We start from the raw sequence: 20,615 nt of genomic DNA on the forward strand, positions 1-20,615 counted from the left end.
CCTCCAACCGCCTAAGCGGCAGTGCTCTTTGCAAGTCAATCCGTACTCTTTTTATGTAGCACGTTATTCTTGCTTGTCAGTCTACCTGTGAGCGTCTTTTACAAATATGCGCTAGATCAGTTATCTGTCAAACTTGGTCGATTTTTTTGTTCCATTGGTGGCAGTAAAACTTTATCCGCCTAAGTCTTTCGAATTGGCAAACAAATAGTGTAAGTTATCAAAAAAGCCTAATAACAATTTTCACCTCTTTATTTACAGGAACGTTAATGCAAACCATTGGAATGTCCGCCAAGCTGGATGATGTCTGCTACGACATTCGCGGTCCAGTCATGAAAGAAGCGAAACGCCTCGAAGAAGAGGGACACCGCATTCTTAAGCTGAATATCGGTAACCCCGCTCCGTTTGGCTTTGATGCCCCTGATGAAATCTTGGTGGATGTGATCCGCAATCTTCCGACCTCGCAAGGATATTGCGATTCAAAAGGGCTCTATTCCGCCCGTAAAGCGGTGGTACAGCACTACCAAAAACGCGGCTTGATGGACTTAGACGTGGAAGACGTCTATTTGGGCAACGGCGCCTCCGAGCTTATCGTGATGGCCATGCAAGCGCTGCTTAACAATGGCGACGAGTTACTGGTGCCCTCACCCGACTATCCACTATGGACGGCAGCAGCGTCTTTATCAGGGGGCAAGCCTGTCCATTACCTTTGCGATGAGGAGTCGGACTGGTATCCAGACTTAGAGGATATCAAACGTAAAATCACGCCCAACACCCGGGGGATTGTCCTGATTAATCCCAATAATCCGACAGGGGCGGTCTATAGCCGCGACTTTTTATTGCAAGTGGTGGAGATCGCGCGCCAGCATAACCTGATCATTTTTGCCGACGAAATCTACGATAAAATTCTCTATGATGGCGCGCAACATTACTCCATCGCCACCTTGGCGCCGGATGTACTGTGCCTGACCTTCAACGGTTTATCCAAAGCGTACCGGGTTTGCGGCTTTCGCGCTGGTTGGATGCTGGTAACCGGCCCCAAACAACACGCACGCGGTTACATAGAAGGCCTTGAAATGCTGGCATCAATGCGGCTTTGTGCCAATGTGCCCATGCAACATGCGATTCAAACCGCGTTGGGGGGATACCAGAGCATTAATGAGCTTATCTTACCCGGCGGTCGATTGCTGGAGCAGCGCGACAAAGCCTACGAGCTTATCAACCAAATTCCTGGGGTGAGCTGTAAAAAGCCGAAAGGTGCGCTCTATCTCTTCCCGAAAATCGACACCAAGCGGTATAACATCCATAACGATGAAAAGTTGATGCTCGACTTTTTACTCCAAGAGAAAGTGCTTATGGTGCATGGTACGGGGTTTAATTGGCATCAACCCGATCATTTCCGGCTTGTAACTCTCCCCCGTGTGGATGACTTGGAGATGGCGATCAGTCGCTTTGAACGCTTTCTGAGCGGGTACAGCCAAAAAGCCTGATCACGCGAAGCCATTGATAACGCAAGTACGTGCGACACGGCTTGCGTTATGTTATTGATCGCCATATTCCATTTATAGCGCCCTGATTCGTATGTCTCGATACTGCTCTCGCTGCCATAAAGCCCACGCCATTTGCATTTGCGATGCCATTACCAAGATTGATAACCCCAATCCCGTGATCCTGCTTCAGCACCCTGATGAAGTCTCGCACCCAAAGAATAGTGCCTGCCTACTGAGCCTTTCGCTACAACATTGCGTTACCTTAGTCGGAGAAGATTTTAGCCAGCATCCCCAACTGAATGGGTTGTTGGCGGATCCAGACATCAATTATGTCGTGCTCTACCCCGGTGAAAACGCACTGCCACTCAGTGAGATGATGGCCGAAGGGGCGAGTGCCAAACAAGGGATTATTCTACTGGATGGGACCTGGAAGAAAGCCTATAAAATGTATCAGTTGTCGACCAATTTACAGGCACTTCCGAGTGTCAGTATTGCCGCAAAGATGCCCAGCCACTATCAGATTCGTAAAAGTCGAAAGCCAGGGGCGCTTTCCACGCTCGAGGCCAGCTACATAGCGCTGAGTCAGTTGGAGGATAATGCCAAACGCTACCAGCCTTTGCTCGATAGCTTCGACACCATGATTGCACGCCAACTCGCTTTTCTACCCAATGCGAATAAACGCCGCGACTGAGCACGCAAGGTGCTTGTTGTCTTGCACGTGGGGCTAAACCATCAACCTTTTCGCTCTGCCCATGGCTAACGAATCGCGTATAGCGGGCCATTGCTGGCGGCAGTGAACATGGTGCTGTGAAGCTTTTGCGCAAAGCTATCAGTCATCGACGACAGGTAATCAGCAATCACCCGCATCCCTGACTCTCCCCGCTCTCTGGCGGCCAGCCAATCGCGTCGATAGTCGGTTGGCAACAAACGCTCGGGATCAGACGCAAAGGCATCAAACAGCTCCATCACCAACTGCTGGCCTTTGTACTCCACCACCTGAAGCTCTGGCTGTTTAACCACAAACTCACTGACAAAGCGCTTTAGCACCTCCAAAACACCGGCCATGACCTCAGTCAAATAGGCATTCCACGCCAATAGCGGCGAGGTGAAACTGTGGGTGCCATCTTGATTGCTCGGCGCCACTTCCACCGAGGTCAATAAGGTATTCACCAAGGCACCAATGGCATCTTTACGCTCGTACGGTGGGCCAAACATTTGCTCGCTCAACTCGCCAATGTTGGCCTCTAGCCAAGGGTCACCGCATTCTGCCAAATGACTGGCGACCGCCTCTTGCCATTGCTCTCGGGTCACCAAGCCCATCACGATGGCATCTTCCAAGTCATGGACGCCATAAGCGATGTCATCGGCCAGCTCCATAATAGAGCAATCGAGAGATTTATAGCGTGTTTTGCGGTGTTGGTCGGCGGCCGTGTGATCACGAAACGTTAAAAATAACGCGCGATCCGCTTCATTAAGCGGCGCAAGCACCCAATCTCGCCGCGCTTTATCATCATCATAAATGCCCTTAGCAGGTTGCCACTCCCGCGCTTTAAGATGGCGAAAGTCATTAACCGGAGCAGGCTGATTGCCATTGTGAGCGGCACTGATCAACGCTGGGTACTTCATCACTCCCAGTAAGGTGCGACGCGCCAAGTTCATCCCGTGAGCTTGTGTATAGGGCTCAAGCAGCGTAACAATGCGAAAAGTTTGCGCATTGCCCTCAAAACCACCGTCATCGCGCATCATGTAATTCAGTGCGATTTCACCGCCATGACCATAAGGCGGATGGCCGATATCGTGCGCCAAACAGAGGCTTTCCATCAAACCCGTCGATGGCAGCAGAGGGCGAAATGCGGGTTGTTTCTCTTTGAGCTGCGCGACAATACCGGTACCAATTTGCGAGACCTCAAGTGAATGGGTTAACCGAGTCCGATAAAAGTCGCTGTGCTCGGCACCGAGCACCTGGGTTTTAGCTTGCAAGCGTCGAAAGGCCGCTGAGTGCAGAATCCGCGCACGATCGCGTTGGTACGCCGTGCGCTTATCATGACGGCGCTTTTTTTTCTCATTCGCCATCTGGCGAGTTTGCCAGGCGTCAGACAGGTCAAAATCCATCATCACTGATCTCATCCAACGAGAGTGTAAAACTATCCACAAAGGTAGCCATAAAGTAATCGCTCGCCGGGGAGCGCCTTTTTTCTAACGAGGCTTCCAGCCGCTTCTTCGCTTGCTCAAACTCATGGTTCCCCGCAGCAATTTCTTCTAGGCACTTTAAATACGCACATAAGGTGTCGGCTTGTTTAACCAGCTGGTAATCATCCGGCGCAATGTGATCTGAGTCTATCAGCCCGCTATATTCCTCTTGCAACTCAGGCGGCAACATCGCGATAAGCTTTTTCTCAGCCATTTTCTCTATTTTTTTATACTCCCCCGCAATCGAAGGGTTGAAGTACTTGACTGGGGTAGGCAAGTCACCGGTGATCACTTCGCTGCAATCATGGAACATCGCCAATACCGCAACACGCTCGGGTTGATAGTGGCCATTAAAGCGTTTGTTATTGATTAACGCTAGCGCATGCGCCACAAAGGCAACTTGTAAGCTATGTTCAGAGATATTTTCGGCGGAAACATTGCGCATCAGAGGCCAACGATAAATCAGCTTCATTCGCGCAAGGTGGGCAAAAAAGTGGCTTTGTTTTTGAGTCATCGCATCCTGCTACCATGCTACACATCGCTGTCATTGTGTGCATTCAAGCCAGCAGACACAAGTATTATTCGCGCAAAGCGGCAAACACCACTTTGCGCGAGTATGGTTACACCTTTATGAGGTCTCGGTTTTTATCCAATGTTGAGGGACCAATGCCTTTGACCTCCATCAGTGCGTCTGGCGAGCTAAATTCACCGTGGGCTTGGCGATACTCAATAATGGCCTTAGCCTTCGCCGGACCAATCCCCTTGAGTTGATCTGATAACTGCTGCTCACTCGCCGTATTGATGTTAACGGAAAGACGCTCAACTTGCTCAGTCGCTTGAGCGGCGTTTTCATCAGCACTCCAACTCACCGGCGCCGTCACCAACGCAAGGGCAAAGAACAGACAGGATAAAAGGTGTTTCATGGTTGACTCCTTGTAAAAATGTCAACCTTACCCTAAGTCCGCGCACGCCTATTTGCATGTCAGTGATAAAAGAAAAACGACGCAGGACAAAATCCTAGCGCCGTTTCTATTGCTTAAGCGAATGGGATGCGAGAGATCTCACTCTCTCGTCGCCGTCTCACTTATTGTGCATCTGACTCCGCGTAAGTCACATCGACGTCTTCACGCAATGCTTGTAAGGTCGCAGACAATGACGTATTACTCATCGCGCGTTGAACACGCGCCGCCATTTGACTTTGCGGGCTGATAGCCGGCACCTCAGGGGTCACCACCTTGTCCAGTGCGACAACCACGACGTCACCTTGGCGGTTTTGTGTGACGCCATAACTCGCCGTCTCTGATTCAGGCTGTGGCAGAGAAAACGCCAGTTCCGCGACGGCTTGTTGTTGCGACACACGGTTAAGTGTCATCGGTGCGCTAAAGGTGTAATCGCTTTCCGTTAACTCACCGCTTTCTTCGAGCTGGGCAATCAAGTCTCCAGCCGTTTCTTTCGCCTGCTCTTGCCCTTTCTCGGCAGCAAGCGTTTCGCGAACTTGCTCTTTCACGTCAGCAAAGCTGAGCTGCTTTTCCGGCTTCACATCATCAAGACGCACGACAATGGCATGCTCACCAGACAATTCAATCAACTCTGAGTTGAGCCCGTTTTCACGAACATCATAGCTGTCAAGCGCTTGCTGGATTTGAGGGCGAGCCATCAAGCCAGTCGCCGCGTCTAACGCAAAGTAATCAGTATACTGCACCTTGCCATTCACCGCGTCAGCCGCAGGCTCCAAACCGTTCGCTTCTTCAAACGCGACTTCCGCCAGTGTGGTAGACTGCGCGTAGAAACGATCCGCCGCACGCGCTTGTTGCAATTCGCTACGAATATCGTCTTTTACCTCTGCAAGCGGAGTGACATCCGCCGGATCAATATCATCTAAACGGATAATATGATAACCAAAGTCAGATTGAACCAGCCCAGAGATATCGCCTTTCTCTGACAACGCATACGCCGCTTTCTCGAACGCCGGATCCATCACACCAGGTTCAATCCAATCCAGTGACCCACCCTGCTCAGCACTGAAGGTGTCATCAGACACTTCCTTTGCCAGCGCGGCAAATGCGTCGCCTTGATTCAGACGCTCTAACGCTTGCTGGGCTTTGGCTTTGGCCTCATCACCTGTTCCTTCAATTAGGATGTGGCTGACTTTACGACGTTCTTGTGAGCCATACTGAGACTGGTTCTCTTGGTAATAGGTCGCGATTGCGTCATCCGAGATCTGAACCTCATTAGCCAGCCCCTCTCCCGTTAGCTCTACATAAGCGACTTTGACCATGCGAGGCTGGATATAATCGTCTCGGTGAGATTGATAGTATGCTTCTAGCTCATCGTCCGTGAGCGTTACCTGCTCCGCAAAATCATCCACCGGGAGCGTGATGGTGCGCACTTGCCGACTCTGTGCTTCTAGGCGATACAGGCTTTCCAGCTCACTCGGTAACACAAACCCCGAACTTTGTAAGCCATTTACCAGTTGCTGACGCATTAAATCCGTACGCATGTAATTGGCAAACTCATCGGCACTCATGCCCGTTTGCCGCAGAGCGGCCTGGTAGCGGTCGTTATTAAACTGCCCGCCTTGACGGAACTGTGGCATCGCACGGATCGCGGCTTTGACTTGTGCATCACTCACACGCAGGCCAAGGTCGCTGGCTGCCTGCTCTAACAGCAAGTCATTGATCATTCGATCTAAGATGTTTTGACGAAAACGCTTCACATACTCTGGGTTACCCAGCAGTTGATTAAACTGCTCTCCCGCCTGTTGCTGCATACGAGCACGTTCGTTTTGATAAGCTCGATCGAGCTCTGCACGGCTGATTTCTTTATCGCCGACGGTTGCAGCGGGCGGGTTGGAACCGCCTGCCAGATAGCTGCCGACACCGGCAAAAGCAAAGGAAAAGATAATAAGGCTTAAAATGATCTTCACCGCAAGACTATTGGTGCCTTCGCGTATACGTTCCATCATAACTGGCCGGTACTCCAACTGGTTTGGGCTGGTTGGTTTTCAACTAAAAAGGCGCATCATGTGATGCGCCTTTACGCTCTTGTGTGCAGAATTATACGCGGTTGTTAGTGGCTTTGCAGCTCCAACGCCCCGTCAAACGCGAATAATTCGGCAGCGAGTCACGTGATTATTACTCGTTAACGGCGTCTTTTAACGCTTTACCCGCTTTAAAGCCAGGTACTTTGGCCGCTGCGATATCAATTTCAGCGCCAGTCTGCGGGTTACGGCCCTTGCGTGCGGCACGTTCGCGTACAGAGAAGGTGCCAAAGCCCACTAGCGCGACTTGGTCGCCTGACTTCAATGTGTCAGACACCGCCTCGACGAAGGCATCCAATGCACGGTTTGCTGAGGCCTTAGAAATATCCGCACCTTCTGCAATATGATCAATCAGTTCCGACTTATTCACTTTTTCATCCCCTTAGATTACATCTCCGCAAACCTATCAATGTTGCGGTGTTCAATAACAGACGCTTTGTCGACGAAAGACGTTGAAAGCGCGCTTGCCCGCCCCATGCAGGCAATGCGTCAGAGCAACGTTAGCGAGCAAAAAAAACGCTGACAAGCCTTTTACTGCCTGTCAGCGTTTTACGTTGCTTAATTTTGCTGCATGTCACTCTTTTCGGCGTTAACCAACTCAATACCGAGTGGGTTATTCTCTAACGCAATGGTTAAAACCTCATCAATCCAGCGCACTGGATGGATAGATAAATCCTCTTTGACGTTAGCAGGAATGTCCTCCAGATCGCGCTCGTTCTCTTTTGGAATGACAACGGTTTTGATACCCCCACGACGCGCAGCCAATAGTTTTTCTTTCAAGCCACCAATCGGGAGCACTTCACCACGTAAGGTGATCTCGCCGGTCATTGCCACATCGGAACGCACGGAGTTGCCGGTTAAGCTTGAAACTAACGCGGTACACATCGCGATACCTGCGCTCGGTCCGTCTTTCGGGGTAGCGCCTTCAGGGACGTGGACATGAATATCACGCTTCTCGTAAAAGTCGCTATTGATACCCAGTTTGTCAGCACGGCTACGCACCACGGTCATCGCCGCTTGCACCGACTCTTGCATCACATCGCCCAGCGAGCCTGTGTGCGTCAGTTTGCCTTTACCTGGCATCGCTTCCGTCTCGATAGTGAGCAAGTCGCCACCCACTTCAGTCCAAGCAAGCCCAGTTACTTGACCCACGCGATTTTGCTCATCCGCTTTACCGTAATCAAAGCGGCGGACGCCTAAGTAATCTGGCAAGTTCTCATCCGTCACCGTCACTTGCTTAAGTTCGCTATTAAGCAGGATTTCTTTTACCGTCTTGCGGCATAGCTTAGAAATCTCTCGCTCAAGGCTACGTACGCCCGCTTCGCGTGTGTAGTAACGAATAATGCCGATGATTGCCGAGTCTTCAATGGTGATCTCATGCGCTTTCAAGCCATTGCGCGCCACTTGCTTGTCAATCAAATGCTGTTTAGCAATGTTGAGCTTCTCATCCTCGGTGTAACCTGAAAGCCGGATCACTTCCATCCGATCCAGCAGCGGGCCGGGGATATTCATCGAGTTAGACGTCGCCACGAACATCACATCCGAGAGATCATAGTCGACCTCTAGATAATGGTCGTTAAACGCGTTGTTTTGCTCAGGATCGAGCACTTCAAGTAACGCTGATGATGGATCGCCGCGCATGTCAGACGATACTTTATCGATTTCATCGAGTAGGAACAGCGGGTTACGGACGCCCACTTTGGACATCTTCTGGATAAGCTTGCCGGGTAATGAGCCGATGTAGGTCCGGCGATGACCACGGATTTCCGCTTCATCACGCACGCCACCCAAGGCCATACGGGTATATTTACGCCCGGTGGCACGCGCAATAGACTGCCCTAGCGAGGTTTTACCCACCCCTGGCGGTCCCACTAAGCAAAGAATCGGGCCTTTCAGCTTCTTCATCCGGTTCTGTACCGCGAGGTATTCCAAGATGCGGTCTTTGACACGCTCAAGCCCGTAGTGATCAGCGTTCAATACTTCTTCCGCCCGGGCTAAGTTTTTCTTCACTTTTGAGCGCTTCGCCCATGGCACACTAATCATCCAATCGATATAGCTACGTACCACAGTCGCTTCCGCTGACATCGGAGACATCATTTTCAGCTTTTGCAGTTCTTGCTCGGTTTTTTCCCGTGCCTCCTGCGGCATTTTTGACTCTTCGATTTTTTGCTTCAGCGCTTCAAACTCATCCGGCGCATCATCCAGCTCACCCAGCTCTTTCTGAATGGCTTTCATTTGCTCATTGAGATAGTACTCGCGCTGGCTCTTTTCCATTTGCTTTTTAACGCGGCCACGAATGCGCTTCTCAACCTGAAGCAAGTCAATCTCAGACTCCATCATGGTCATCAGGTATTCAAGACGCTCGGAAATATCAACGATTTCCAACACATTTTGCTTGTCTTCAAGCTTAAGCGGCATATGGGCAGCAATGGTATCAGCGAGACGCGCCGCCTCTTCAATACCATTTAAGGATGTCAGTACTTCTGGCGGGATCTTCTTGTTGAGCTTGATAAAGCCTTCAAACTGGCTGATCGCCGTGCGAACCAACACTTCTTGCTCACGCTCATCCAAGCTTGGCGTGGTCAAATACTCGGCCTGCGCAGTGAAGAAATCATCTTCACTAAACTGCTCGATGCGCGCACGCTGCATCCCTTCAACCAGCACTTTCACCGTGCCATCTGGAAGTTTAAGAAGCTGGAGAATGGTTGCCACCGTACCAACGGTGTATAAATCTGAGATACTTGGATCATCAGTGGCGGCATCTTTTTGCGCAACCAGTAGAATCTGTTTGTCGTTGTCCATCGCCGCTTCAAGGCAGCGTATCGACTTTTCCCTTCCCACAAAAAGCGGGATCACCATGTGAGGATAAACCACCACATCCCGAAGTGGCAGCACCGGAATGTCAATGCGCTCGGAACGCTCCAAGTTCATATGCTTCTCTCTTCCGTTCAATCTGATTATGAGTATATGGGGTCTGTTGGACAGGTTTCAACGGCTCAACCGTCAGAAAATAAAAAAGGGAGTTGTCACTCCCTTTTTCTATATCACTGATAACCTTATGTAACGATATTATTCGCCACCCGCCGCTTGGTTATCCGTGTGTTCATACATCAGTAGAGGTGCAGATTCACCTCGGATCACTGAATCGTCAATCACCACTTTGCTCACGTCTTTCATTGACGGTAAGTCGTACATGGTATCCAACAACACAGCTTCGACAATCGAGCGCAGGCCACGTGCACCTGTTTTACGCTCCATCGCTTTTTTAGCGATAGCACGCAGTGCGTCGTCCCGGAACTCAAGCTCGACACCGTCTAGCTCAAGCAAGGCACCATACTGCTTCGTGAGTGCGTTCTTAGGTTCACGTAGAATTTGCACCAAGGCGTCTTCATCGAGCTCTCTCAACACCGCGGTGACGGGCAGACGCCCGATAAATTCAGGGATCAGACCGTATTTCACCATGTCTTCAGGTTCAACTTTGCCAAAGAACTCGTCGGCTGAACGATCCGTGGCACCTTTGACCTGTGCACCAAAGCCAATGCCAGAGCCTGTGTCGACACGTTGCTCCACCACTTTATCGAGGCCCGCAAACGCACCGCCACAGATAAACAGGATTTTCGACGTGTCTACTTGCAAAAATTCCTGCTGTGGATGCTTACGTCCTCCCTGAGGAGGAATCGAGGCGACTGTTCCTTCTACCAATTTAAGCAGTGCCTGTTGCACCCCTTCCCCAGAAACGTCTCGGGTAATAGATGGGTTGTCGGATTTCCGAGAGACCTTGTCAATCTCATCGATATAGACGATTCCACGCTCCGCTTTGGCGACATCGTAATCGCACTTTTGCAACAGCTTCTGGATAATGTTTTCTACGTCTTCACCCACATAACCGGCCTCGGTCAATGTGGTGGCGTCTGCCATGGTAAATGGCACATCCAAAAAGCGCGCAAGCGTTTCGGCCAGCAGTGTTTTACCACTACCGGTAGGGCCGATCAGCAAGATGTTACTCTTGCCCAGCTCCACGCCATCTGCGCTTTTGTCACCGTTTCGCAAGCGTTTGTAGTGGTTGTATACTGCAACCGAGAGCACTTTTTTCGCTTGCTCTTGACCAATGACATAATCGTCAAGGTGTGCACGAATTTCACTCGGCGCGGGCAAGGTATCTCCCTCGCGCTTCGGCATCACTTCTTTGATTTCTTCGCGGATAATGTCATTACACAGGTCAACACACTCATCACATATGTAGACCGATGGCCCGGCAATTAACTTACGAACTTCGTGTTGGCTCTTACCACAGAATGAGCAGTAAAGCAGCTTTCCGCTTCCACCGTCTTTTCGCTTGTCTGTCATTCGCTAACCTCTTTGGGGCATTTGCCCGTCGTTGCCTTATGTTGAGTTTACAACAAATCGGCCACTTTTTCCGACCCAACCACTGACAAGCTTTGCACTTGTTCACGCAGCTTGCTTGATTTCAACGCCCTAAGGCATGTTGGGTTTAGTCTCGTTGACTTAATACGGCGTCAACCAAGCCATAGTCCACCGCTTCTTGCGCCGCCATGAAGTTATCACGGTCGGTGTCACGCTCAATCACTTCCATCGGCTGGCCTGTATGCTCAGCTAACAAGGTGTTGAGGCGGTGCTTAGTTTTGATCATTTCTTGGGCATGAATTTCAATGTCAGACGCCTGGCCTTGGAAGCCTCCTAGCGGCTGGTGAATCATCACCCGTGAATTCGGTAGGCAATACCGTTTGCCTTTCGCTCCCCCTGCCAACAGGAACGACCCCATTGAGCAGGCTTGGCCAGTACACAGAGTGCTCACATCTGGTTTAATAAACTGCATGGTGTCATAAATCGCCATCCCCGCCGTGACCACGCCACCTGGTGAGTTGATGTACAAATAAATGTCTTTTTCTGGATTCTCTGACTCTAAGAACAGCATCTGCGCCACAATCAAATTTGCCATTTGATCTTCCACTTGCCCAGTGAGGAAGATGATGCGTTCTTTAAGCAGGCGAGAGTATATATCGTAAGAGCGCTCGCCGCGCGAGGTTTGTTCCACCACCATAGGGACAAGGGCGTCCATAATTGGCGGCATGGCATTATTGTGTTGTTGGCTCATAGCGTAATATCCCTAATCGAATTCGTTATAACTCTTGCCTTAACCAAGGTTTAGCACAAAACGCTGTAACAGGTCACTAAAATCTTAAATCGATGAACGCAGCTTAATGATCCAACAAGATTTTTTGTGGCTAAAACGTCTCGCACTCTCAACGGCTAAGCGGCCCGTATAGCGACTCAGTAGATGGAAAAAATGGCCCAAATGACAAGTCATTAGGGCCATTGTAAGCAAATCCATTTACGCAGTGTCAATGCGACACAAACGTTTTTTAACCTTGATTAAGCTTGCTGCGAAGCGTTCATCAAGTCACTAAAGCCGACTTCAGCTTCGGTGACAGTGGCTTTTGCCAGCAGTGCATCAATCGCTTGCTCTTCTAGCGCGACGTTACGCATGTTTTCCATCAGCTTTTCGTCTTTCTCATAGTAAGCGACAACTTCTGATGGATCTTCATACGCCGATGCCATTTCTTCGATCAGTGCTTTAACGCGCTCATCATCCGCTTCAAGCTCTTCCGACTTGATCACTTCACCAAGCAGCAGGCCAACGCTCACACGGCGTTTGGCTTGCTCTTCAAATAGCTCACGGGGTAGCTGAGACGCGCTGTCCATGTTGCCACCAAAGCGCTGTGCCGCTTGCTGGCGCAAGGTGCCAATTTCTTGCTCAATCAGCGCAGACGGTACATCGATTTGGTTTTGTTCAACCAAGCCGTCTAGTACCTGCTCTTTTACCTTGTTTTTGATCGCTTGCTTTAGCTCGCGATCCATGTTTTTACGCACTTCTGCTTTCAGGCCTTCTACGCTGCCGTCAGCAATGCCAAAGCGCTGTACGAACTCTTCAGTCAGCTCAGGCAGCTCTTGTTCTTCCACTGTATGCAGTTTAATCGCGAACTGTGCTGCTTTACCTTTTAGGTTCTCAGCGTGGTAGTCGTCTGGGAAGTTCACATCGATAGTGAATTCTTCACCGGCTTTTTTACCCACTAGGCCGTCTTCAAAGCCTGGGATCATACGACCTTGGCCCATTTCTAGTTGGAAGCCTTCAGCTTTACCGCCTTCAAACTCTTCACCGTCGATGGTACCCACAAAGTCTAAGGTGACACGGCTGTTCTCTTTCGCTTCACCGTCTGCTTCTACCCAGCTTGCCTGTTGCTTGCGTAGCGTATCAAGCATTTCATCCACATCGCTTTCCTGCACTTCGGCTTTTGGCTTTTCAACGCTAATCGCGTCTAGACCTTGCAGCTCCACTTCTGGGTACACTTCAAAGTCAGCTTTAAAGACCAAATCTTGACCCGCTTCGTTTTCAACGGGTGTAAAGCTTGGCGCCCCTGCTGGGTTCACTTTTTCTTGGATCATCGCTTCAATAAAGTGACGCTGCATCACTTCGCCCAGCACGTCTTGGCGTACTGTGTCACCGTACATGCGTGACACCATCTTCAATGGAACTTTACCTTTACGGAAACCATCAAAACGACGATTCTTAGCGATATTGCGTAGCTCTTTAGTGACTGCATCATCGATGTTGGCAGCAGGCACTGTGATGGTCATTTGGCGCTTAAGGCCTTCGGTGGTTTCAACGGTAACTTGCATTATAAATTTAACCTCAAATTTACTCAGGGGTACTGAGTGATGTTTACCAGTTTTACTGGTGGCATCATCTGAGCTATGAATCCGTCATAGCCCCTGCGAATCCGGATACACGCGATTGGCGTATCGAGCTATCTCATCCGAGACTGAAAATTAAGACGCGCTATTATAGCGGCACCCGTCAACTGAGTCGAGACAAGGGGCGACCGATGGCGTTTCAATATCGAAATTGGGGTGATATCTCACAATTCAACCGCGTAAGATCACAGTTTTTACGGTTTTATGCGCGTTTGGTTATTTTCAGAGCAATTGGGAGAGGAAACGGGGGAGAAAGTAAAATGGCGCGCCCTACAGGATTCGAACCTGTGACCCACGGCTTAGAAGGCCGTTGCTCTATCCAACTGAGCTAAGGGCGCACTGTCTTTACGCAGCGTGGATTATAAAGCGACGTTAGGCGTCGTCAACGCTTTTCCCTAAAATCTTGACGCGGTTGCTCAAAACCACATCGTTTACTGGTTATCCATTGATGCGACGCAGGGAGGCAAGAGCGCTAAGCCTGTTCTTTTCGTGTTTCCGTCTAACAAAGCATCGTGCCGCCATGGACGGCTTATTATTTTTTCCTTCATCCTCATTAAAGTGCATTGGCAAACGTTTGCGCAATAGCTTTTAGGCGCGTTTTTTGTCAAACTATTGCCAACATTGCTTTAGCCGAAGGATAGTTATGGCCGCACAACTGATTGATGGAAAGCTGATCGCGCAAACCGTGCGCCGAGAGGTTGCCGCTCGTGTCTCTGCTCGCACGCAAGCGGGACGTAGGGCCCCCGGATTGGCGGTAATTCTGGTTGGAGACGATCCTGCGTCACAGGTTTACGTTGGCAGTAAACGGCGTGTTTGCGATGAAGTGGGGTTTGTATCACGGTCCTATGACCTCCCCACGTCTTGCTCTCAACAAGAGTTACTCTCACTCATCGACACCTTGAATGCAGATGACAGCATTGATGGCATTCTCGTCCAACTGCCCTTACCTGCAGGGATTGATGCCACGTCCGTGTTGGAGCGCATCCGCCCAGACAAAGATGTCGACGGCTTTCATCCCTATAATGTCGGCCGCCTGTGCCAACGCATGCCAACGCTGCGTTCTTGCACACCAAAAGGGATCATTACCCTCCTAGACCGCTACAATGTGCCTCTTCGTGGTAAACATGCTGTGGTCGTCGGCGCCTCCAATATTGTTGGTCGCCCGATGACATTGGAGCTGCTGTTGGCTGGCTGCACAACTACAACGTGCCACCGTTTTACTCAAGACTTAGAGGGGCATGTTCGCCAGGCCGACGTCCTGGTGGTGGCGGTCGGTAAGCCTAAGTTTATTCCTGGCGAATGGATTAAACCCGGCGCAATTGTGATTGATGTGGGCATTAACCGCATGGAAAACGGCAAACTGATTGGCGACATCGAATACGATCTCGCTTATGAAAAAGCCAGTCATATTACCCCTGTCCCCGGTGGTGTGGGCCCCATGACTGTCGCAACCTTGATTGAAAACACGCTCATGGCCTGTGAGCAATACCACGATGGTCACTAGCAGGCAAGAGGGTCAAAATGGCCCTCTTTTTTTTCAGGATACTAAATCTGTTTTGAGCTGGTTTCGTCCCCCTGCCTTGGCTTGGTACAAACACCAATCGGCACGCTGAACAAGTTCATCAATATGCGCATCGGCATGGACCATCCCAATACTAATGGTGATTGAAAACGTCTTGTCGTAGGGTGACCAAACGGTCTTTTCCAATTCTTCTCGCATCGCCTCAAGTCGGCGCACAAAGCCCAGCTCGTCATTGCCGTAGAGGATACAAAACTCTTCCCCACCAAAGCGAGCGACCATGCCTTCTGGAAAATAACGTTTCATCATTTTTGCCAGCTCAATCAGCGTAATATCACCAATATGATGGCCAAATTGATCATTGATCTTTTTAAAATGGTCGATGTCAATCAGCGCCAAACTCCGCGGCCCTTTGTGTGAGCGAGTGTGGGGGTGTTCGAAAAAATAACGTCGATTCCACACCTGGGTTAAATAATCCGTGTTGGCCATATTAAATAAACGACGTTCAGTATCGAGCGCATTCAATGTGCTATGCAAACGACAATAAAACTCCTCTTGGTTAAACGGTTTGGCCAAAAAATCATTCGCCCCTGCCTTCAAAAACCGTGCCGTTAAGCTGGAATCCTCCTCACCCGATAAGCCAATAATCGCCAACTGGCCGTCTGTCTTCAGCTTGCGTAGTGCCTTGACCACGCTCACGCCATCCATTTCTGGCATGGTGTAATCAGTAATCACCAAAGAAATTCGCTTATCACGCCGCACCATAGCTAAGGCCTCTTGGCCATTTTGTGCTTCGAGGACATTAAGGTATTGCCGTTCCAATAAGCTACGCACGTAACGGCGTGCCGTCAGTGAATCATCCACGACTAACACATGGTGCTGATGGTTCTTTTCCAAGCGGTTAAGTAAAGGCGCTATGGACGACACGCACGAAGGACTATCTTTGGGGATGTAATCAATAACGGTTTTGGCTAGCACACGCTCCCGAGTCCGGGCGTCCATCATCGCAGTGAGCACAATCACTTTTATATTCAGCGACAAACAAACATCGATGATTTCACCGTCCTGCCCGTCGGGCAGGCAGTAATCGAGGATAGCGCAAAGAAAGTCGGTCTCTTGGTTGAGGATCTTCTCTGCTTGCTCGATTGAGTCTGCTATACATGGGATGTAACCGGCCTTTCGTATCTCGGCTTCAAGTAACCGCCTGAAAGGTCGACTATCCTCCACAACCAACACTTTATATTCCATCTGCAACGCACCACGTCTTCACGTTAATTTTGCGCGACAATACACGCAATGGGGCAAGAAGCGATACAGGGTAAGGGCAATTCAGTGCGTGTAGACAGAAATTGCGCAAATTTCTCAACAATGACACATATCTCGCAGAAATTTGACGCAACACCTACAACTGAGCGTACACTTTATGCGTTATTTCGTATCATTTTTTAGGCAATGCAGCCATTTACCCTTGATATACCACCATTTGATTTCTACCAGACGCTTTTGCCTGATACAAGGCTTTATCAGCCATGTGTAAAAGGCGTAAAAGAGAAGCAGCTTGCGAGTCCACGCCAATACTCACCGTAACTTTCAGCGTCTGATCTAACACCTGTATGGGGCGATCAGCCACCGATTGGCGGTACGTGTCTAACGATTGCTGAAACACCGCCAAATCACCAAGTGATAACACACAAAACTCTTCTCCCCCCAAGCGGGCGACCGTGTCCTCCGGGAAAGCGTCTGCCAGCATTTGCGCGATCTCAACCAACACATCGTCACCGATATGATGACCAAACTCATCATTAATGCGTTTAAAATAATCAATATCAATAATCGCTAGATGCTTACGCGCCTCAGTCGCCAGCCGGTCACCTCGCTCAAAGAAATAGCGTCGATTACAAAGCCGCGTGAGAAAATCTGTATTGGCTAAAAGAAATAACCGCCATTCGATATCAATCGCATTCAAGCAGCTATGAACGCGACAGAAAAACTCTTCCTGATTAAACGGTTTGGGCAGGTAATCGTTGGCCCCTGCTTTGAGAAAGCGTGCCGTTAGCGCACTATCATGATGTCCAGACAAGCCAATGATCGCCTGGGAACACTCGGTATCTCTCTTGCGAAGTGCAGATACAAGCTGAAGACCATTCATTTTAGGCATATCGTAATCAGTGATAACCAGCGATATATCTGGCGTTTTTTCCACCACGTCAAGTGCCTGTTCACCATTTTCTGCTTCCAATACGGTTAAATACTGGCGCGCCAACAACGCAGAGATACGTTGACGTATCGAGGCTGAGTCATCCACCACCAGCACACGATGGCCTTGATTGTCAGCTAAACGCTTAATGAGTCGGCAAACCGCATCAATACAATGACTACTGTCTTTGGGGATATAATCAATAATGGGCTTTGATAGGATCTCATCACGCGTTTTCTCGCTTTGCGAGGCGGTGAGGACAACCACTTTAAGCCCTGCGGATAAACATAAATCGATGACTTCGCCGTGGTGAGCGTCTGGCAGATTATAATCGAGGATCGCACAGAGAAAGGGGGTGTTGTGAGCTAGCACATCCCGTGTTTCGGCTAGGCAGGTACAGGTCACGGGGGCAAACCCCGCTTTTTTCACCTGCTGTTCAGCCAGCATGCGAAACGACCGGCTGTCTTCAACGATAAGTACCGACTCCAACGACTGCCTCCCCGACTTTAAACTGTCCCCTTGAAGAGTGTAGCAGCCAAACCAGGAGAGCGGGTTATCTGGAAGCACTGATATCGGCGTTATCGATATGTAGTTCAGTTTGCTTGCTAAGCATATTTATCAGCAAAATACAGCGCTTCTCGCCGTCTTTTTCTTTGAAGATCGCTTCCGTGCCTGCAAACTGCCCCTTTTCAATCATCACCGACTGTCCGGGCTTGAAGCCTTGGTAGAGCGCGTCGCGTTGTTCGTCACAGTCTTCTATCGTCATCAGTTGTTGAATCAATGCCAAGTCGACCTTGATGGGATACGCACCTTGGCGAACGAAATCAACTACACCACGCGTGGAGCGAACACTCGTATACTGCACAAGGTCGGGATCAAAACCGACAAAAATATAGTTGGGAAAGAGCGGCTCCTCAACGTGCTGACACTTACCACGACGCAGCTTTTCCACCGTCACTATCGGGTAGTAACAATCAACGCCTTGGCGCTTCAAATTTTGCTCTGCGCGTTGCTGTTCCGCGCGCTTACAATAAAGTAGATACCAATGTTTCATGTCGTTCTGTCCCTGATGTCTATCGCCAGTAGCAGCCTGTCCAGAGCGACGAAAGTATACGGATGTTAAGCCCACACAGCAACAAAGGCGAGCACCCACCACGGCCACTCACCTTTACATAGGGTTGACTATTCGACATTGCATCGCTGGGTCGTTAAGCGATTTTTTGAATATCGACACTGAAACTGTTCAAGCCCACTTCACTCAATGACACACGTGCATCACCTGATTGAAGATCAACGCTTTGAAACTGGCTCGAGAACGCGTCGCGCCCCAACCAGTGATCATTGTGAACCAGGCTTGTCGACCCGCAGCTATCCACCGTGGCTTTTATCCCCGCCGGTAAAATATCAAGCTGATTATCGGCGGTGTTTAGCACACCGAACATCGCACGAACCGGCGACGTATAGGCTGAGGCGCGAATCGCATCCTCGATCCGTTTTACCAGGGTGAGAAACCCTCTTTCATTAACATCACCTGAGCGGACAAAATCATTAAAAAACGCACGGATCATCAAGGTGGTCGCGGTACCGTCTTCCTCTGCCGAGGCAGAGTCGACCACATAAAATGCCATTTTCCCGCCCATCAACCATGCATAATCCAGCACAATGGGGTTGGTATCTGCCGATTGCAGTGAGTGATAGGAAAGACGCCAAGCACCTTGTTGCGAGTCGGGTTCTGGCATCAACCCCATTAATAGTTCACGTGCGCTACCTGGGTTGTGGCGTAAGGCATCAAGGTGCCATTTCAGTTCCGTCTCTGATGCGCCGCGATCCGCGTCCTCGCTCACCTTAAACCATTGTTGACTAAAATCATCGCTGGCGTGTACATCGTCGTTGGCATCATCAACCACCGCTTCGATGGCTTTTTTGACCACATTGATATCTTCGATCGGTTTGATCAAAAAGTCCTTCACCCCAAAGCGAAGCGCTTGAGCTACATCTGCCATCCCCCCGGTGCCAGAGATCACGATTATAGGTAGCATTGGGTATTCAAGGCTCACCTCCTCAACGAATTCTAAGCCTGTCATTACCGGCATCGATAGATCACTGATCAATAAGTCAGGAATCGATTGCCTCAGCGCTTGCAACCCTTCTAAACCATTTTCGACCTCACGTACTACCGCTCCCTCTCTTTCGAGAAAAGACGCAATCATCCGACTGAAGACGGGATCATCTTCGACGATTAAGATCTCTTTATTATGCAACACGACGCTCTCCTCCAGGACTGCAAAGCAGCGGCTGTTTTCTTTCTCACTGCACTAATCGTAGTTGAATTCAGGCACACCTGTGATCGCTAATGAGATTTAATTCAGAAGCGCTCTATAAACAGCTGTTTAAAATAATAATTTTCTTAGCATTCAAGCAGGTGAGCCGTCAAAGCCATTTATCGGCAGCATAAAAAAGGCTTGAAAATCAATGACACTATAAGAGTACGCTACTCTGTATTAAAAGTAAGACTTGTAACAATTAATACATGATGTCTATCACAAGAATGTATATCGGCATTATCTCAATATCGCGCCAGTGAGCCATGCGCAGAAAGGCGATTTTTGTCGAGAAGAAAACTTGCCAATTCAGGTACCAACAACTATTCGTTACTAAAGAAGAGTGTACACGGCATCTATCCTCCGCATACGAGCAGAGAAGAAGCAGTTACTTGAGGCGTCGTGCGCCAACCGTTGCACCTGACTTCACTGAGGGAATAACGAGCGGGGTTACTATGATTTTGAGTCATTTATTAGGGTTATATACCCATCCCAAAAAGGAATGGAAAGCGATTGGCGAGCGCCACGAGGCCGCTTCAAACAGCATTGGTCACGCGTTGTTACTCGCGTTAATCCCGCCTGTTTGTGCCTACTACGCGAGCGTCCACATTGGTTGGCAAATCGGCGCGGGGGATCCCATCTTTATGACCCCGCAAAGCGCCCTGTTCATCGCCAGTGCCATGTATCTTGCTTTGTTGGGCGGTGTCGCGGCGTTGGCCTATCTCACATTATGGATGAGTCGTACGTTCGGTTCCGCTCCGACTTACACCCAGTGTCTTGAACTGGCAGCCTATACCGCAACGCCCATCTTTATGGTGGGACTCGCCACGCTTTATCCAGTGGTGTGGTTTGTGATGATCGTCGGCTTGATTGGCATTGCCTACTCTGTCTACCTCCTCTACACGGGGGTTCCCATATTGATGGAGATCCCTGAAGAGCGAGGATTCATCTATGCCAGCTCTGTCGTCACTTGCGGGTTAGTATTGCTGGTCGCGATTCTGGCTGCCTCGGTCATCCTATGGAATGTCGGCATGGGGCCTGTCTTTACCCATTAGTCAACATGGGCGTAGCAGGATACCAGTGAAAA

Annotated in this window: 17 protein-coding genes and 1 tRNA gene; 4 read left to right on the forward strand and 14 right to left on the reverse strand. The window is 49.8% G+C overall.

Going from position 1 to position 20,615, the window contains the following annotated elements; all coding sequences use genetic code 11:
- Nucleotides 1-266 precede the first annotated feature (266 nt).
- Complete coding sequence (locus C7A19_RS10145; protein ID WP_069362048.1) at nucleotides 267-1,487, forward strand: pyridoxal phosphate-dependent aminotransferase; 1,221 nt, start codon at nucleotides 267-269, stop codon at nucleotides 1,485-1,487.
- A 91-nt stretch (nucleotides 1,488-1,578) separates the two neighbouring features.
- Nucleotides 1,579-2,178, forward strand: a complete 600-nt coding sequence (locus C7A19_RS10150) for a tRNA-uridine aminocarboxypropyltransferase (RefSeq protein ID WP_077521062.1) — start codon at nucleotides 1,579-1,581, stop codon at nucleotides 2,176-2,178.
- A 65-nt stretch (nucleotides 2,179-2,243) separates the two neighbouring features.
- Here C7A19_RS10150 and C7A19_RS10155 read toward each other — a convergent pair whose 3' ends face one another.
- The 10 genes from C7A19_RS10155 to C7A19_RS10200 form a co-directional block, all read right to left on the reverse strand.
- The gene (locus C7A19_RS10155; RefSeq protein ID WP_077521059.1) at nucleotides 2,244-3,602 is read right to left on the reverse strand and encodes an anti-phage deoxyguanosine triphosphatase; all 1,359 of its coding nucleotides are present in this window, start codon (nucleotides 3,600-3,602) and stop codon (nucleotides 2,244-2,246) included.
- Nucleotides 3,589-4,191, reverse strand: a complete 603-nt coding sequence (yfbR, locus tag C7A19_RS10160; RefSeq protein WP_069362051.1) for a 5'-deoxynucleotidase — start codon at nucleotides 4,189-4,191, stop codon at nucleotides 3,589-3,591. Before yfbR ends, C7A19_RS10155 begins: the two co-directional genes overlap by 14 nt.
- Before the next feature lie 106 nt (nucleotides 4,192-4,297).
- A complete protein-coding gene (locus C7A19_RS10165; protein WP_102505046.1) occupies nucleotides 4,298-4,600 on the reverse strand; it encodes a helix-hairpin-helix domain-containing protein in 303 nt (100 codons plus the stop codon).
- A gap of 161 nt (nucleotides 4,601-4,761) precedes the next feature.
- Nucleotides 4,762-6,642, reverse strand: coding sequence for a peptidylprolyl isomerase (gene ppiD, locus C7A19_RS10170; protein WP_077521056.1), 1,881 nt, complete (start codon nucleotides 6,640-6,642; stop codon nucleotides 4,762-4,764).
- 169 nt (nucleotides 6,643-6,811) lie between these two features.
- Nucleotides 6,812-7,087 carry an HU family DNA-binding protein gene (locus tag C7A19_RS10175; RefSeq protein WP_046075257.1) on the reverse strand — a complete coding sequence of 92 codons (276 nt, stop codon included), beginning with the start codon at nucleotides 7,085-7,087 and terminating at the stop codon, nucleotides 6,812-6,814.
- Nucleotides 7,088-7,275: 188 nt separating this feature from the next.
- Complete coding sequence (lon, locus tag C7A19_RS10180; protein ID WP_069362054.1) at nucleotides 7,276-9,648, reverse strand: endopeptidase La; 2,373 nt, start codon at nucleotides 9,646-9,648, stop codon at nucleotides 7,276-7,278.
- A 138-nt stretch (nucleotides 9,649-9,786) separates the two neighbouring features.
- The gene (gene clpX / locus C7A19_RS10185; protein WP_069362055.1) at nucleotides 9,787-11,064 is read right to left on the reverse strand and encodes an ATP-dependent protease ATP-binding subunit ClpX; all 1,278 of its coding nucleotides are present in this window, start codon (nucleotides 11,062-11,064) and stop codon (nucleotides 9,787-9,789) included.
- 145 nt (nucleotides 11,065-11,209) lie between these two features.
- Nucleotides 11,210-11,833, reverse strand: coding sequence for an ATP-dependent Clp endopeptidase proteolytic subunit ClpP (gene clpP / locus C7A19_RS10190; protein WP_046075254.1), 624 nt, complete (start codon nucleotides 11,831-11,833; stop codon nucleotides 11,210-11,212).
- Nucleotides 11,834-12,111: 278 nt separating this feature from the next.
- Nucleotides 12,112-13,416: a trigger factor gene (gene tig / locus C7A19_RS10195; protein WP_069362057.1), complete on the reverse strand. Its 1,305-nt coding sequence runs from the start codon at nucleotides 13,414-13,416 to the stop codon at nucleotides 12,112-12,114.
- Between the two features lie 336 nt (nucleotides 13,417-13,752).
- Nucleotides 13,753-13,829: transfer RNA gene (locus C7A19_RS10200), tRNA-Arg, on the reverse strand.
- Nucleotides 13,830-14,134: 305 nt separating this feature from the next.
- On the opposite strand from C7A19_RS10200, the gene folD reads away from it, so the two are divergent.
- Nucleotides 14,135-14,995, forward strand: coding sequence for a bifunctional methylenetetrahydrofolate dehydrogenase/methenyltetrahydrofolate cyclohydrolase FolD (gene folD, locus C7A19_RS10205; RefSeq protein WP_069362058.1), 861 nt, complete (start codon nucleotides 14,135-14,137; stop codon nucleotides 14,993-14,995).
- 33 nt (nucleotides 14,996-15,028) lie between these two features.
- Here folD and C7A19_RS10210 read toward each other — a convergent pair whose 3' ends face one another.
- The 4 genes from C7A19_RS10210 to C7A19_RS10225 form a co-directional block, all read right to left on the reverse strand.
- The gene (locus tag C7A19_RS10210) at nucleotides 15,029-16,258 is read right to left on the reverse strand and encodes a response regulator (RefSeq protein WP_077484720.1); all 1,230 of its coding nucleotides are present in this window, start codon (nucleotides 16,256-16,258) and stop codon (nucleotides 15,029-15,031) included.
- Between the two features lie 214 nt (nucleotides 16,259-16,472).
- Nucleotides 16,473-17,696 carry a response regulator gene (locus tag C7A19_RS10215; RefSeq protein ID WP_235614289.1) on the reverse strand — a complete coding sequence of 408 codons (1,224 nt, stop codon included), beginning with the start codon at nucleotides 17,694-17,696 and terminating at the stop codon, nucleotides 16,473-16,475.
- Between the two features lie 64 nt (nucleotides 17,697-17,760).
- Complete coding sequence (gene rfaH / locus C7A19_RS10220; RefSeq protein WP_077484717.1) at nucleotides 17,761-18,261, reverse strand: transcription/translation regulatory transformer protein RfaH; 501 nt, start codon at nucleotides 18,259-18,261, stop codon at nucleotides 17,761-17,763.
- A gap of 154 nt (nucleotides 18,262-18,415) precedes the next feature.
- On the reverse strand, nucleotides 18,416-19,471 hold the full coding sequence (locus tag C7A19_RS10225) for a response regulator (RefSeq protein WP_077484715.1): 1,056 nt from the start codon (nucleotides 19,469-19,471) through the stop codon (nucleotides 18,416-18,418).
- 512 nt (nucleotides 19,472-19,983) lie between these two features.
- On the opposite strand from C7A19_RS10225, the gene C7A19_RS10230 reads away from it, so the two are divergent.
- The gene (locus tag C7A19_RS10230; RefSeq protein WP_046075248.1) at nucleotides 19,984-20,583 is read left to right on the forward strand and encodes a Yip1 family protein; all 600 of its coding nucleotides are present in this window, start codon (nucleotides 19,984-19,986) and stop codon (nucleotides 20,581-20,583) included.
- Nucleotides 20,584-20,615: the final 32 nt, after the last annotated feature.

Source organism: Salinivibrio sp. HTSP (genome assembly GCF_003390965.1).
GTDB classification, from domain to species: Bacteria; Pseudomonadota; Gammaproteobacteria; order Enterobacterales; family Vibrionaceae; genus Salinivibrio; species Salinivibrio kushneri.